This window comes from Brucella sp. 22210 (assembly GCF_052045675.1).
GTDB lineage: Bacteria > Pseudomonadota > Alphaproteobacteria > Rhizobiales > Rhizobiaceae > Brucella.
In genome coordinates this window covers 49,815-62,726 of sequence record NZ_JBQEPD010000013.1, presented here as the reverse complement: position 1 = coordinate 62,726, position 12,912 = coordinate 49,815, and the positions used below count along the sequence as shown (strand labels likewise).

Sequence of the window (12,912 nt, the reverse complement as noted above, 5' to 3'; positions counted from 1 at the left end):
TATTCAAGCGGGTACAAACTGGACTTTCATGGTCGCGGGGTCGCCACCATGCTTGGTGAAGAATGGCAGCATTTCCTCCAGCGGCAGCCGATGGGAAACGAGCCGCGCCATTGAGCCGCCATTTGCGCCGGAAAAGTCCTGTTTCAATATATCCAATGCCTGCGGAATATTACGGTTCAGCGAATGCGAACCGGCAATCCTGATCTGGCGGCGGAAAATCTCGAACGGCGCGACCGCAATCCGTGCGTCGGGTGCGCAGACGCCGAACACAAGAACGGTTCCGCCATCGGCGGTGAAACCGACCATGCTTTCCGCCACCTTGGCTATGCCGGTGGCGTCGGCGACGAAATCGAAGCTGCGCTGGCGCTTGTCCAGCGCTTGCGAGCCGGACACGACCGGCTCAAGCCCGAGGCTTTCAACAAAGGCCAGTCGGTGCTCGTTGATATCGGCGACGGCGACCTGCGGCACGCCCTGCGCCTTCAATGACAAAGCCAGCAACAGACCGATGGGGCCTGCCCCGAAAACCAGCGCGTTTTCCGTACCATGCGGGCCGGTCTTCAATTCCGCCGCGCCAAGCCCGTTCAGGACGCAGGCCAACGGTTCGGCAAGGGCGGCAACATCATAAGGCAAATCGCCAATGGAATGGAGGTGGCTGGCATTGACGAGGCTCATGCCCGCAAAGCCGCCATTATGGGTCACGCCATAGGCTTTCAGATCGGAGCAGAGATTGGTCAACCCCTTGAGGCAGGCGCGGCAATGACCGCAGGGAATATTGGGGTCGACTGCAACGCGGTCGCCGACCTTCACATTGGTCACGTCTTCGGCCACCGCCACGACAGTGCCCGCATATTCATGCCCCGGCACCAGCGGAAAAGCACTGGACCCATAGCGGCCATGCAGCACATCGATATCGGTGTGACAAAGACCCGACGCCTTGACGTCGATCAGCGCGTGTCCCGGTTGCAATGCCGGTTCCGGCAGATCGGCCATGCCTGCTTCGCCATGGCCGGTAAAATAAATCGCTTTCATTGTCTGTCCCGGCCTCGTCTCACGCCATCCAGTTGCCGCCGTCGACACCGAAGGTCTGGGCGAGGATATAGTCGCTGTCCGACGAAGCGAGGAACACCGCCATGCCGGTAATATCTTCCGGCGTCGCGAAGCGACCGATCGGCACGGACTTTGCCACGGCGGCTTTTTTCTCGCCCGGCTTCAAGCCTTCCCATTTGGCGAAATTCGCATCCACCACGTCCCAATGTTCGCCATCGACCACGCCCGGCGCAATCGCGTTCACGTTGATGCCATGCTTGACCAGAGCCAGAGCCGCCGACTGTGTAGCGGAAATGATCGCCGCCTTGGATGCGCAATAGAGTGTTACCAGCGCCTCGCCGCGACGACCAGCCTGGCTCGCCATATTGATGATCTTGCCGCCGCGCCCGCGCTTGATCATCACATTCGACACCGCCTTCATCATGAAGAGTGGGCCCTTGAGATTGATGCCGAGCACGCGCTCATAGCTCTCTTCGGTCAGCTCGTTGATCGGCGCCATGTCGAAGATCGCGGCATTATTGACCAGAATATCGATGCCGCCATATTCGGCATCGATGGCGGCCACCACCTTGTCGATTGCGCCCAGATCCGTCACATCCAGCTTCACCGCCTTCACAGACGGGCCGATACCGCGTGCTGCTTCTTCCGCCCGCTCGATATTGATATCGGCGATGATGACCTTTGCACCCTCTTGCGCATAGGCAGCCGCAAAGCCAAGCCCGATGCCGCGCGCAGCGCCGGTGATGAGGGCAACCTTGTCTTTCAGTCTCATGGACTTTCTCCAGTGATGTAATTTCTTTACGCATTATCCGACGCAAAACCGCTTCGCACTTTTGCTGGAAATGCTTCCCTAAAGGTGCGTTTTCTTTTCAGACAGGATCATCGGGTGGCGGTCACGACGCTGAAGCGCCAGGCCATCGGGCGTGAAGAGATGAGCGTCAGCGGCATCGAAACCAAGCCTGGCCGCCTCATGCACGCGCGCCGTGCTGTTGCCGCCAGCTTCCGCCACGATCAGACCGGAAGCAGCATCGTTTTGCACATAAAGATAAGTCTCGCCGCCAAGACGCTCGACCACCATGATCTCGCCTTCGAGAAGGCCGTCATCCGCCGGATGCAAATGCTCCGGGCGAACACCGAGAACCAGCGGCGCACCGGCACTGACACCGTCTACTGCGACCGGCACCTTGACCGAACGCCCATTAGCAAGCTGCACCGTCACGCCGTCACTATCGACTGCGCTCGCCTTGACCTCGATGAAATTCATGGTCGGCGATCCGATGAAACCCGCCACGAACCGATTGACCGGGTGGTGATAAAGCTCAAGCGGCGAACCGACCTGTTCCAGCTTGCCATCGCGCAGCACGACAATCTTGTCGGCCAGCGTCATGGCTTCAACCTGATCATGCGTGACATAGATCATCGTCGCATTGAGCCGGTCATGCAGGCGCGCCAACTCGATACGCATCTGCACGCGCAGCGCCGCATCGAGATTGGAAAGCGGCTCGTCGAACAGGAAAATCTTCGGCTCGCGAACCATGGCGCGCCCGATGGCGACACGCTGGCGCTGACCGCCCGAAAGCTGTTTCGGCTTGCGATCCAGCAATTTGTCGAGCTGCAATGTCTTCGCGACATCTTCCACCTTGCGGTCGCGCTCAGCTTTGGCAATCCCTGCGAGCTTGAGCGCGAAACCCATATTGTCGCGCACATTCATATGCGGATAGAGCGCATAGGTCTGGAACACCATCGCAAGCCCGCGCTCATCCGGCGGCGTATCATTGCATTGCTGCCCGTCAATCAGCAGATCACCGCTGGTGATTTCCTCCAGCCCGGCAATCATTCGCAGAAGCGTGGATTTGCCCGAACCGGACGGCCCGACGAAGACCACGAATTCGCGGTCTTCGATATTAAGGTCCACACCCTTGATGACGTCGATATTGCCGAAGGACTTGGTGGCGTTATGAAAAGAAAGCGTAGCCATGGGGTTCCCTTTATTTCACGGCGCCGAAGGTGAGACCGCGCACCAGCTGGCGCTGCGTAACCCAACCGAAGACGAGGATCGGCGCGATGGCAAGCGTGGACGCTGCCGAGAGTTTTGCCCAGAAAAGCCCTTCCGGTGACGAGAAGGACGCGATGAATGCGGTGAGTGGCCCGGCCTGCGAGGCCGTGAGATTGAGACTCCAGAAAGCTTCGTTCCAGCACAGGATGATGGAAAGAAGCGCCGTCGATGCAATGCCGGGCAGGCTTAGCGGCAAGAGCAGATAGCGTATCTGCTGGCCGACCTTCGCCCCATCCATACGGCTCGCCTCAAGGATTTCATGCGGCACTTCCTTGAAAAAGGAATAGAGCATCCAGACCACAATCGGCAGATTGGAGAGGGTGAAGATGATAATCAGCCCGGTGCGCGTATCGAGAAGCCCGCTGTCGCGCGCCAGAAGATAGATCGGCACCAGAACACCCACCGCAGGCAGCATCTTGGTGGAGAGCATCCACAACAGCAGATCCTTGGTGCGCTTGCCCGGAAAGAATGCCGCCGCATAAGCCGCCGGAACGGCGATCAGCAGAGACAGAATCGTAGCGCCAAGGCTCTCGATCACGCTGTTCATGGCGTAGCGGAAATAGTCGGCGCGCTGATTGACCGCCGCGAAGTTTTCCAGCGTCGGCTGAAAGAACAGCTTGGGCGGAGCGACCGCGTCGATCTCCGTCTTGAATGCCGCAAGCAGCATCCAGAGGATCGGGAAGAACATCAAGAGCGCCACGATCCAGCCGATAATTCCGGCGGAGAATGCAGCTTTGTCGAACTTGCGTTTTGCAGCCATCGTTCGTCTCCCCTAATTATCCAGATTGCGCGCCACGGTTCGGATGAGGAACGCGGCAACGATATTGGCGAGGATGATGGCGATGACACCGGCGGCCGAAGCGCCGCCGATATCCCACTGAAGGAGCGCCTTCAGATAGATGAAATAGGTCAGCGTCGTGGTGGCGATACCCGGCCCACCGGACGTGGTGACGAGAATTTCCGCGAAGACCGACAGAAGGAAAATCGTCTCGATCATGATGACGACCGAGATCGGGCGCAACAGATGCGGCAGGACGATATAAAAGAACATCACCGGCCCTTTGGCACCGTCAAGCCGCGCTGCTTCCATCTGCTCGCGGTCGAGCGACTGCATAGCGGTCATCAGGATCAGCGTCGCGAAAGGCACCCACTGCCAGGACACGATCATGATGATCGACGCCATCGGAAACTGTCCGAACCAGTCTATGACCGGCAGTCCGAGACTGCGCGAGATAAAGGCGAACAGCCCGTTGACCGGGTGCATCAAAAGGTTTTTCCAGATCAGCGCCGACACTGTCGGCATGACGAAGAACGGCGCAATGACCAGAAGCCGCGCAATGTTCTTGCCCCAGAAATCCTGATCGAAAATCACGGCGAACAGAACGCCGAACACCACCGAAATGGCCAGAACCGAGCCCAGCAGAATGAGCGTCTTCATGATGGCCGACCAGAGCCCCGGATCGGACAGCAGGAACTTGTAGTTCGAGAAACCGGCAAAACCGGTCACGAAGGGATTGATGAGATTGTAATACTGAAACGAGAACCAGAGCGTCATCGCCAGTGGGACGATCATCCATAGCAACAGCAGGATGACGGCGGGTGCAAGCAGAGGTCCGGTGCGGACGCTGCGGCGCGATTTTGCGGCAAAGCGCGATTTGGTGCCTGTGGCCAAGGCCGGGTTTGCTGGCATGTCTGACGTTCCTCCCCTTCCCGCTTTGACATCCGCTGCGCCTTTTAAGGGTGCAGCGGATCGCGCGAAAATCGAGCCTGCCGCCCGGTCCCTTCAAGCATTTCCAGCAAGAGTGCGAAGCGACTTTGCCGGAAATGCTTAGAAGCGAACGTACGGCGGCAGACTGATGGTAACCGGATTACTTGATGTAACCGGCCTGCGTCATGATCTGTTCGGCCTGCTTCTGTGCGCCATCGAGCGCCGCATCGACGCTTTGCTGACCGGCGACAGCCGAAGAGATGGCCTGACCGACAATCGTACCAATCGCCTGGAATTCAGGGATCGCCACGAACTGGATACCGGTATAGGGGACCGGGTCCTTGGTCGGCTTGGTTGGGTCGGCCGATTCAATCGCCTTGAGAACCGTCTCGGCGAAAGGCGCAGCCTTCTTGTACTCTTCGTTGGCATAGGTCGACTGACGCGTACCTGGCGGAACGGCAACCCAGCCTTCCGACTTGCCGACCAGTTCGACATAGCCCTTGGAGGTCGCCCATTTCAGGAACGACTTTGCGGCTTCCGCCTTCTTGGTCGATGCCGGGATGGCGAGGTTCCACGACCAGGCCCAAGACGAGCCGTTCGGCGTCACTTCAACGGGCGCCTTGGTGAAAGCAACCTTGTCGGCAACCTGGCTCTGCTTCGGATCGTAGATGCGGCCCGCAGCCGAGGTGGCGTCGATCCACATGGCGCAATGGCCGGTGGAGAACAGCGCCTGATTTTCATTGAAGCCGTTCGAGGTGATTCCGGGAGGGCCTGCTTCCTTCATCAGATCGACGTAGTAATTGATGGCTTTTTTCCAGGTATCGGAGCTCATCTGCGGCTTCCAGCTCTCATCGAACCAGCTGCCGCCGAATGTGTTCACCAGCGTCGAAAGATAGGCCATGTTTTCGCCCCAGCCCGGCTTGCCGCGCAGGCAGAGACCGTACTGTTCTTTCGATTTATCGGTGAGCTTGGTCGCGAATTCCTTTATCTCGGTATAGGTCGGCGCATCCGGCATTTTCAGGCCAGCGGCTTCGAACAGATCCTTGCGATAAAGGGTGAACGAGCTTTCCGCATAGAACGGCACGGCATAAAGCTTGCCATCGACGGTCAGACCGGCGCGCACCGGCTTGATGAGATCGTCATAGTCGTAATCCTCGCCGAGATCATCGACCGCAAGAAGCCATCCGGCCTTACCCCAGATCGGGGTTTCGTAACCGCCGATGGTCATGATGTCGAACTGGCCGCTCTTGGTTGCGATGTCGGTGGTGACACGCTGGCGCAGCACATTTTCTTCAAGCACCACCCAGTTGAGCTTGTTGCCGGTGGCCTTTTCCCATTCCGGCGAAAGCTTTTGCATGATGATCATATCGGCATTGTTGACCGTTGCGATCGTGAGCTCCTCCGCCCACGCCGAACCGGCCAGCATCGCGACGCCAGCGGCAGACGCAATAAGCCCTGTCACATAAGTTTTGGTCCGCATTTCGTCTCCTCCTTTACGAATGCATAGCAAAATTCTTACATATGTAAAATTTATGACGCGGCTATCCGTAGCTTGTCAAGCACGGTTTTTGATTTTGATTTGCGCGACACAAAGACTGCCAATTCGATTGCTTTCGCGGCGGAAATAACGGATTTTCCACCACACGACTTGACCCCGAAATTATCTTAGCACATTCAGATATGCACTGCATCGGTCCAAGTGTTTGATATTGTCCGCTTGACCTTTGCTTCAGCCTTTGACAGTTTGACTTGACCTTGCCCTGAAAAACTTCGCGGCGGGTCTGGTTGGAGGAACATCCTGAAATTATTGGGAAACAAGCTGCGGACCATGTGTCATGCATCTATGGGTCAGCTCATCTCGACCCAACCGATAGCAGGAGAATTTGCACTGCCACGGCAAGAAATTGCTGCGGGCAGCTGACGGACAGGACAGAGAACCGTGCGCAAAACCATACGCACCATGGAAGACTTTTCGGAATTCGTCGGGCTGTCTCGCCCCACGGTTTCCAAATATTTCAACGACCCAACATCCGTCCGCCCGAAGACCCGCGAGATCATAGAAGCGGCCGTCAAGCAGTCCGGCTTTCGGCCCAATCTTTTCGCGGTGAACCTTAATCGTCGTCGCACGACAATTTTGGGAATCATCATTCCCAATCAGCTCGATCATTTCTACATGGCGATGACGCGCAGGCTGCAGACGCTAGCCGAGCAGCGTGGCTATTTGACCGTGGTTCTGTCGTCGGACGGCAAGCCGGAACTGGAAAAGCGCGCGATTGAAACGCTGCGCTCGCTCAATGTCGCAGGCGCCATCATCGCCCCGCTTGGTGAACAATCGCAGCATTCCGCGCTGGCGCGTCTCGCCGATGACGTCCCCATCGTCTATGTCGACTCGCCACTCGACAGCACCTCGCCCTTTGTCGGCACCGACAACCAGAAATCCTTCCACCTGATCGTGGATTATCTCTGCCGCTCAGGCAGCGAGCCCTGCTATTTCTCGATGCCGATTGTGAACAACAACGCCATCAAGCGGCGCGAAGCCTATACGACTGCGATGGAAAAGCTCGGTCACGAGCCACGTATCATCGAACTGGAACCCAGCCGTAGCTGGGATTTCGAACAATATGCCTTCGAGCAGACGGCCCGCATCATGCGCGAGAAGGCTAGTTTTCCGACCTCGACGGTGCTCTGCTCCAACGACCGCATCGCCTTTGGTGTTACAGGGGCTCTCTGGCAGGCGGGGCTGAGAATCGGTAGACTCAAGGATTGTGATATCCGCGTTGCCGGTCACGACAACAATCCGCTGTCGGAATATACCTGCCCGCCGCTCACCACTGTCGCGCAGGATTATAACGAAATCGGCAGGCTGGCGATTGAGCTGCTTTTCCGCACCTTGGGCGAAGATTCCGAAGACCGACTGGAACTGCCTGAAAGCAACCGCATCCTGCTGAATGCGGAGATCAAGCTGAGAATGTCGGCTTAAAGCATTTCCAGCAAAAGTGTGAAGCGGTTTTGCGCAGGATAATGCGACGGGAAAGAACCCGTCAGGCCGAACTACGCATGATCAGATGGCTGTCGAGATAACGGATATCCTCGCCGGTCGCGGCGCTGCTGTCCTGTTCGTTAATGCGTGAGAACAGCATATCCAGACCAAGCTGCGCGATCTGGCGGTAATCCTGGGCAACCGTCGTCAAGGGCGGGCAGGTGAAGCGGCTGAGCGGATGATCGTCGTGTCCGGCAACCCGCAGATCGCTGCCTTCTTCCCGCCCGACATGACGTCTGCGCTCAAAGGCGGCCGAAATCACACCGAAGGCCAGACGATCATTGGCGCAAAGGACCGTGCGCGTCGGGAAACCGCCGCGGTCGAGAATACGGCCCGCCTCCTGATAGCCAAGCTCTTCAAAACTCCAGTTTTTTGGCGTCATCGGCAAAACGATGGGCTCGATACCGAGCCGTTCCATCGTGGCGATGTAAGCCGCACGGCGCTCAAGCGCGTTCTGGTTGACGGCAGGCATTTCCAGAAAACAGGGATGCTCGCCAGTCCTGCACAGATATTCCGTAATGTTGCCAATGCTGACCCGGTTGTCGGTACCGACAAAGGGCTGGTCCTCGCCGATGCGGCTGTCCAGAAACACCACGGGCATGGAATCGGAAAGGCTGGTCAGAAGCTTGGTGTCGGTTTCGAAACCGAGCGGCGCCATCAGGACACCGGCGATCTTGAGAGACATCAGCGAGCGCATGGCGCGTGCTTCAAGCTTGCGCTCGCCATGCGACGACAGAACGATAGTCCAGTAACCTTCGGCAAGGCATCGCAATTCGATCTGGCGAATGATTTCGGCGTAGAACGGATCTGAAATATGCGGAACGATGACGCCGATATTCTTCGGCTTCTTGCGGTTGAGACTGACGGCAAAAATATTGGGCTGATAGTTGTGATCCTTCAGCGCCTTCTCGATGCGGGCCCGCGTCGAAGGCTTTACGCTTTCAGGATTATCGAAATATTTCGAGACCGTAGGACGCGACAAACCGCTCGCCACAGCGAACTCCTCCATCGTCCTGATCTTGTTTTCAGCCATGCTCCGCTTTCCTCGGGCTATCCCCTACCAGGTGCCGAGACGCTCACTCCACGCCTCAATATTTTTTCATGCGTAAATTTTTTTCTTCGCAGAAGCAACTTGAATTTCATCGACAGAGACGCCCAATCCAGCGACAAAAGCTGATAGGCCCCGCTGGACGGCCCGGATTTGATACTCCTTAAGCGAATTTAGATCGTTATAAATTTTACACGTGGAAAATTATATATTGACACGTTGAACAAGCTCCATCATGTCTAGAGAAGCTCGATAATGAGCTGAAGGCACCTGCCCTTCCGGGAGGTTTGAAGACTGACGCAAAGCGCAAAGGTCTGATGAACCAGCAGGTAAGTCATCATTCATGTCCCTGTTAGAAGGACAGCCCGGCAAGCGCCGGTTCATTCGGAGGAAATCATGTTTCGCAATTCTCTCGGCCGTATTCTCTTTTCCGGCGTCGCTCTGGCCATGATGGCAGGCGTTGCCTCTGCCGAAGGTGTTGGCGCATCGCTTCTCACCCAGCAGCATCCTTTCTACATCTCGCTCGCAGAAGCGATGAAGAAGGAAGCGCAGGCAGAAAACGTGCCGCTCGAAATCTCCATCGCCAATCAGGATCTGAGCAAGCAGCTCGCCGATGTGGAAGATTTCATCACCAAGGGCGTCGACGTCATCATCATTTCGCCGGTTGACAGCAAGGGCGTTCGCTCGGCCATCAACAAGGCTGAAAAGGCTGGCATCAAGGTCATCACCGTCGATGTGCCTGCAAACAATGTCGACGTGACGTCCTTCGTCGGCACCGACAACTTTGCCGGTGGCGAACGCGCTGCCGAGCTGATGGCCAAGACCATTGGTGAAAAGGGCAATGTCGCCGTCATCGACTACCCGACGGTTCAGTCGGTTGTTGACCGCATTGAAGGTTTCAAGAAGGGTATCGCCAAGTACCCGGACATCAAGATCGTGGCGATCCAGCCGGGCATCACCCGTCCGGAAGCTCTGGCCACCGCGCAGAACATCCTGCAGGCCAATCCGGATATCGTCGGCATCTTCGGCTTCGGCGACGATGCTGCACTGGCTGCCGCATCGGCTGTGAAGGCTGCCAAGCTCGAAAACCAAGTGAAGGTGATCGGCTTCGACGGTATGGAAGAAGCCCGCAACGCCGTGAAGAACGACCCGATCATGGTCGGCGTTATCGCACAGTATCCGGACCAGATGGGCAAGGTTGCGGTTGAAACCGCCGCTAAGGTCATCAAGGGCGAGAGCGTTCCGGCCAAGCAGCCGATCGTTCCGGGCGTCGTCACCAAGGACGGCGAAACCAAGTAAGACCGCGTGAAGCAGCGACACTCCTCCCAGTCGCTGTTTCCTTTCAGCGTGTGGCGGCCAGGGAAACCTCCCCTTTCCGAGCCGCCACCGCATCCCTTTAGACAGCAGCACTGTGCGACCCCGGTAACACCCGGTTCGTGACAGACTGCAGCAAACGGAGCGTGGAGGCCTCAAAAGTGACAGATCCTGTGACAGCCACCAAATCCGAACAGAAGACGGCAGCAGATACGGTTCTGGAAATTCGCGATGTCGCGAAATCTTTCGGCCCGGTCATAGCGCTGAAGCGCATGAACCTGACCGTGCGTCGTGGTCGCGTGCATACGCTGCTCGGCGAAAACGGTGCGGGCAAATCCACGCTGATGAAGATTCTGGCCGGCGTGTTCAAGCCAACCTCCGGCACCATTCTGCTCAAAGGCGCGGCCTATGCGCCGAAGAATCCGCGCGACGCGCGCGCCAGTGGCATCGCCATCGTCTTTCAGGAATTGAGCCTCTCCCGCAACCTGACTGTTGCCGAGAATATTTTCGCGAACCACGAGCCAAGCCGCTTCGGCTTCATCCGCGAGCGCGAGCTGAACGCGGAAGCGACCAGACTTGTTGCCGATCTCGGACTTCCGGTCGATCCGCGCGCCAAGGTCGGCGATCTTTCGATTGCCCAGCGCCAGCTCGTCGAAATCGCCAAGGGATTGAGCCAGCCTGCTGACGTCGTCATTCTGGATGAGCCGACCTCGTCGCTGTCCGACAGCGAAGCTGAAATTCTGTTTTCGATCATCGAGCGGCTGAAAGCGAAGGGCACTGCCGTCATCTATATTTCGCACCGCATGGAAGAAATCATGCGGCTTTCCGACGACATTACGGTTGTCCGCGATGGCGAATATGTCACGACCGCCGAAAAGAGTGAAACCAGCATCGACCGTCTGATCGCGCTGATGGTTGGTCGTGAGATGAACGATATCTACCCGCCGCGTGAAGCGCCGCGCCCCTCAGAAAATGTTCCGCCGATTCTGGCGACGAAGAACCTCTCCGTGCCGGGTAAATTTCATGACGTCACCATCGATGTGAAGGCGGGCGAAGTTCTCGGGCTGTTCGGGCTTGTCGGCTCTGGCCGTTCCGATGTGATGAAGGCGCTGTTCGGGATGTTGCGTCCAACGGGCGAAATCCGGCTCGATGGTGAGGTCATCACCCTTTCCTCACCGACCGATGCCATTCGCAACGGCATTGCTTTCGTGACCGAGAACCGCAAGGAAGAAGGTCTCGTTCTTCCGCATAGCGTTGAGCGCAACATCAATATGGTTGGGCTTGGTCAGCTGGCGGGGCCCTTCGGCCTGATGCGTTCCAGCGCGGAGCGCTCCGCCGCCAGGGCGGAAGTGCTGCGTCTGGCCATCAAGACAGCATCCATCGACACGGTTGCCGGATCGCTCAGCGGCGGCAACCAGCAGAAGATCGTGCTGGCAAAGTGGCTGCAAACAAAGCCGCGCATTCTCATTCTCGACGAACCGACGCGCGGTGTCGACGTTGGCGCGAAATTCGAAATCTATCGCATCATCCGTGAACTTGCCGCCAATGGCGCGGCGATCCTGATGGTTTCCTCCGAACTGCCGGAAGTGCTGGGTCTCAGCGACCGCGTGGCCGTCATGCATAACAAGCATGTCGCTGCCATTGTCGATGCCGATGGCCTCACGCCCGAAACCGTCATGAGCTACGCAGCAGGAATGCACATATGAGCAACGTACAAAATCTTCAGAAGAAAGCCGTGGACGCGGAAGTCCGCCGTTCGCTTTTCAGCTCCCCGCTGATCCGTCAATATGGCGGCATCATCATCTCGCTGGCCGTGCTCTGCGTGGTCTTCGCGGTGTTGAACCCGCGCTTTCTCGCCTTCAACAACTTCATGAACATCATGCAGCAGGTGGCGGTGATCGCCGTTGCCGCCTATGGCATGACCTATGTGATCCTGCTCGGTGAAATCGACCTGTCGATCGGTTCGATCATCGCGGTTTCCGGCATGGTGGCGGCGCAAGCCTTCTCCATGGGCTTCGGCTTCGTACCGACTGTTGTTTTTACCCTTGCGGCGGGCGCCATCATGGGCGGGCTGAATGGTGTGCTTTCGGCAAAGCTGATGCTGCCATCCTTCATCGTAACGGTGGCGACAATGGGCATCTATCGCGGCATGGTCAGCCTGCCGACCAATGGTGCACCTGAAATCATCGAAAACGACACATGGCTCGCCATTGGTTCGGAAAACTGGCTCGGCCTGCCGATCATCATCTGGATCGTCGGCGTCCTGTTCATCTTCAACTATATCCTGCTGTCGAAGACCGTTTTTGGCCGCCGCATCTATCTGTCGGGCGGCAACAAGGAAGCGGCGATCTATTCGGGCATCCGCGTCGACCGCATCAAGATCATCGTCTTCATGCTTTCGGGCGTCATGGCTGCGATCAGCGGCATTCTCCTGTCGTCGCGTCTGTCCTCGGCGCAGACCAATGCGGGCATGGGCTACGAACTCGACGCCATTGCGGCGGTCGTGCTGGGCGGCACCTCGCTTGCTGGCGGCGTCGGCACCATGGTCGGCACCATTCTCGGCGCGCTTATCATCGGCGTCATCAATAACGGCATGAACATGCTGTCGGTGCCTTACTTCTATCAGCTCATCGTCAAGGGCGTGGTCATTCTGGTCGCGGTCTGGCTCGATGTGCGCTCGAAATCCGTTCGTACGTAAT

General features: G+C 57.6%; 11 protein-coding genes. 4 read left to right on the top strand and 7 right to left on the bottom strand.

Annotated features, from left to right (window positions below; all coding sequences use genetic code 11):
• Positions 1-3: 3 nt before the first annotated feature.
• From ACTJKP_RS16695 to ACTJKP_RS16670, 6 genes are all read right to left on the bottom strand, one after another.
• Positions 4-1,029, bottom strand: coding sequence for a zinc-dependent alcohol dehydrogenase family protein (locus ACTJKP_RS16695; RefSeq protein WP_440631461.1), 1,026 nt, complete (start codon positions 1,027-1,029; stop codon positions 4-6).
• Between the two features lie 19 nt (positions 1,030-1,048).
• Complete coding sequence (locus ACTJKP_RS16690) at positions 1,049-1,819, bottom strand: L-iditol 2-dehydrogenase (protein ID WP_440631460.1); 771 nt, start codon at positions 1,817-1,819, stop codon at positions 1,049-1,051.
• Between the two features lie 78 nt (positions 1,820-1,897).
• Entirely contained in the window at positions 1,898-3,025 is a 1,128-nt protein-coding gene (locus tag ACTJKP_RS16685) for an ABC transporter ATP-binding protein (RefSeq protein WP_440631459.1), read from the bottom strand.
• A 10-nt stretch (positions 3,026-3,035) separates the two neighbouring features.
• The gene (locus ACTJKP_RS16680) at positions 3,036-3,863 is read right to left on the bottom strand and encodes a carbohydrate ABC transporter permease (RefSeq protein ID WP_440631458.1); all 828 of its coding nucleotides are present in this window, start codon (positions 3,861-3,863) and stop codon (positions 3,036-3,038) included.
• 12 nt (positions 3,864-3,875) lie between these two features.
• A complete protein-coding gene (locus tag ACTJKP_RS16675; protein WP_078338353.1) occupies positions 3,876-4,793 on the bottom strand; it encodes a carbohydrate ABC transporter permease in 918 nt (305 codons plus the stop codon).
• 178 nt (positions 4,794-4,971) lie between these two features.
• On the bottom strand, positions 4,972-6,291 hold the full coding sequence (locus ACTJKP_RS16670; protein WP_440631457.1) for an ABC transporter substrate-binding protein: 1,320 nt from the start codon (positions 6,289-6,291) through the stop codon (positions 4,972-4,974).
• Between the two features lie 480 nt (positions 6,292-6,771).
• Between ACTJKP_RS16670 and ACTJKP_RS16665 the strand changes: the two genes are divergently transcribed.
• Positions 6,772-7,791 (top strand): LacI family DNA-binding transcriptional regulator, encoded by a 1,020-nt coding sequence (locus tag ACTJKP_RS16665; RefSeq protein ID WP_440631500.1) that lies wholly within the window; start codon positions 6,772-6,774, stop codon positions 7,789-7,791.
• 61 nt (positions 7,792-7,852) lie between these two features.
• Here ACTJKP_RS16665 and ACTJKP_RS16660 read toward each other — a convergent pair whose 3' ends face one another.
• Entirely contained in the window at positions 7,853-8,884 is a 1,032-nt protein-coding gene (locus ACTJKP_RS16660; RefSeq protein WP_151589804.1) for a LacI family DNA-binding transcriptional regulator, read from the bottom strand.
• A 411-nt stretch (positions 8,885-9,295) separates the two neighbouring features.
• Between ACTJKP_RS16660 and ACTJKP_RS16655 the strand changes: the two genes are divergently transcribed.
• The 3 genes from ACTJKP_RS16655 (at position 9,296) to ACTJKP_RS16645 (ending at position 12,911) form a co-directional block, all read left to right on the top strand.
• Positions 9,296-10,198, top strand: a complete 903-nt coding sequence (locus ACTJKP_RS16655; protein WP_151589805.1) for a substrate-binding domain-containing protein — start codon at positions 9,296-9,298, stop codon at positions 10,196-10,198.
• A gap of 176 nt (positions 10,199-10,374) precedes the next feature.
• Entirely contained in the window at positions 10,375-11,919 is a 1,545-nt protein-coding gene (locus ACTJKP_RS16650) for a sugar ABC transporter ATP-binding protein (protein WP_440631456.1), read from the top strand.
• On the top strand, positions 11,916-12,911 hold the full coding sequence (locus ACTJKP_RS16645) for an ABC transporter permease (protein WP_440631455.1): 996 nt from the start codon (positions 11,916-11,918) through the stop codon (positions 12,909-12,911). Before ACTJKP_RS16650 ends, ACTJKP_RS16645 begins: the two co-directional genes overlap by 4 nt.
• The last annotated feature ends 1 nt before the right edge of the window (position 12,912 follow it).

Bases quoted from the DNA above. Each gene is read 5' to 3' on its own strand.
- ACTJKP_RS16690 (WP_440631460.1), bottom strand. From the start codon at position 1,819: ATGAGACTGAAAGACAAGGTTGCCCTCATCACCGGCGCTGCGCGCGGC.
- ACTJKP_RS16695 (WP_440631461.1), bottom strand. From the start codon at position 1,029: ATGAAAGCGATTTATTTTACCGGCCATGGCGAAGCAGGCATGGCCGAT.
- ACTJKP_RS16645 (WP_440631455.1), top strand. From the start codon at position 11,916: ATGAGCAACGTACAAAATCTTCAGAAGAAAGCCGTGGACGCGGAAGTC.
- ACTJKP_RS16680 (WP_440631458.1), bottom strand. From the start codon at position 3,863: ATGGCTGCAAAACGCAAGTTCGACAAAGCTGCATTCTCCGCCGGAATT.
- ACTJKP_RS16670 (WP_440631457.1), bottom strand. From the start codon at position 6,291: ATGCGGACCAAAACTTATGTGACAGGGCTTATTGCGTCTGCCGCTGGC.
- ACTJKP_RS16665 (WP_440631500.1), top strand. From the start codon at position 6,772: ATGGAAGACTTTTCGGAATTCGTCGGGCTGTCTCGCCCCACGGTTTCC.
- ACTJKP_RS16675 (WP_078338353.1), bottom strand. From the start codon at position 4,793: ATGCCAGCAAACCCGGCCTTGGCCACAGGCACCAAATCGCGCTTTGCC.
- ACTJKP_RS16655 (WP_151589805.1), top strand. From the start codon at position 9,296: ATGTTTCGCAATTCTCTCGGCCGTATTCTCTTTTCCGGCGTCGCTCTG.
- ACTJKP_RS16660 (WP_151589804.1), bottom strand. From the start codon at position 8,884: ATGGCTGAAAACAAGATCAGGACGATGGAGGAGTTCGCTGTGGCGAGC.
- ACTJKP_RS16685 (WP_440631459.1), bottom strand. From the start codon at position 3,025: ATGGCTACGCTTTCTTTTCATAACGCCACCAAGTCCTTCGGCAATATC.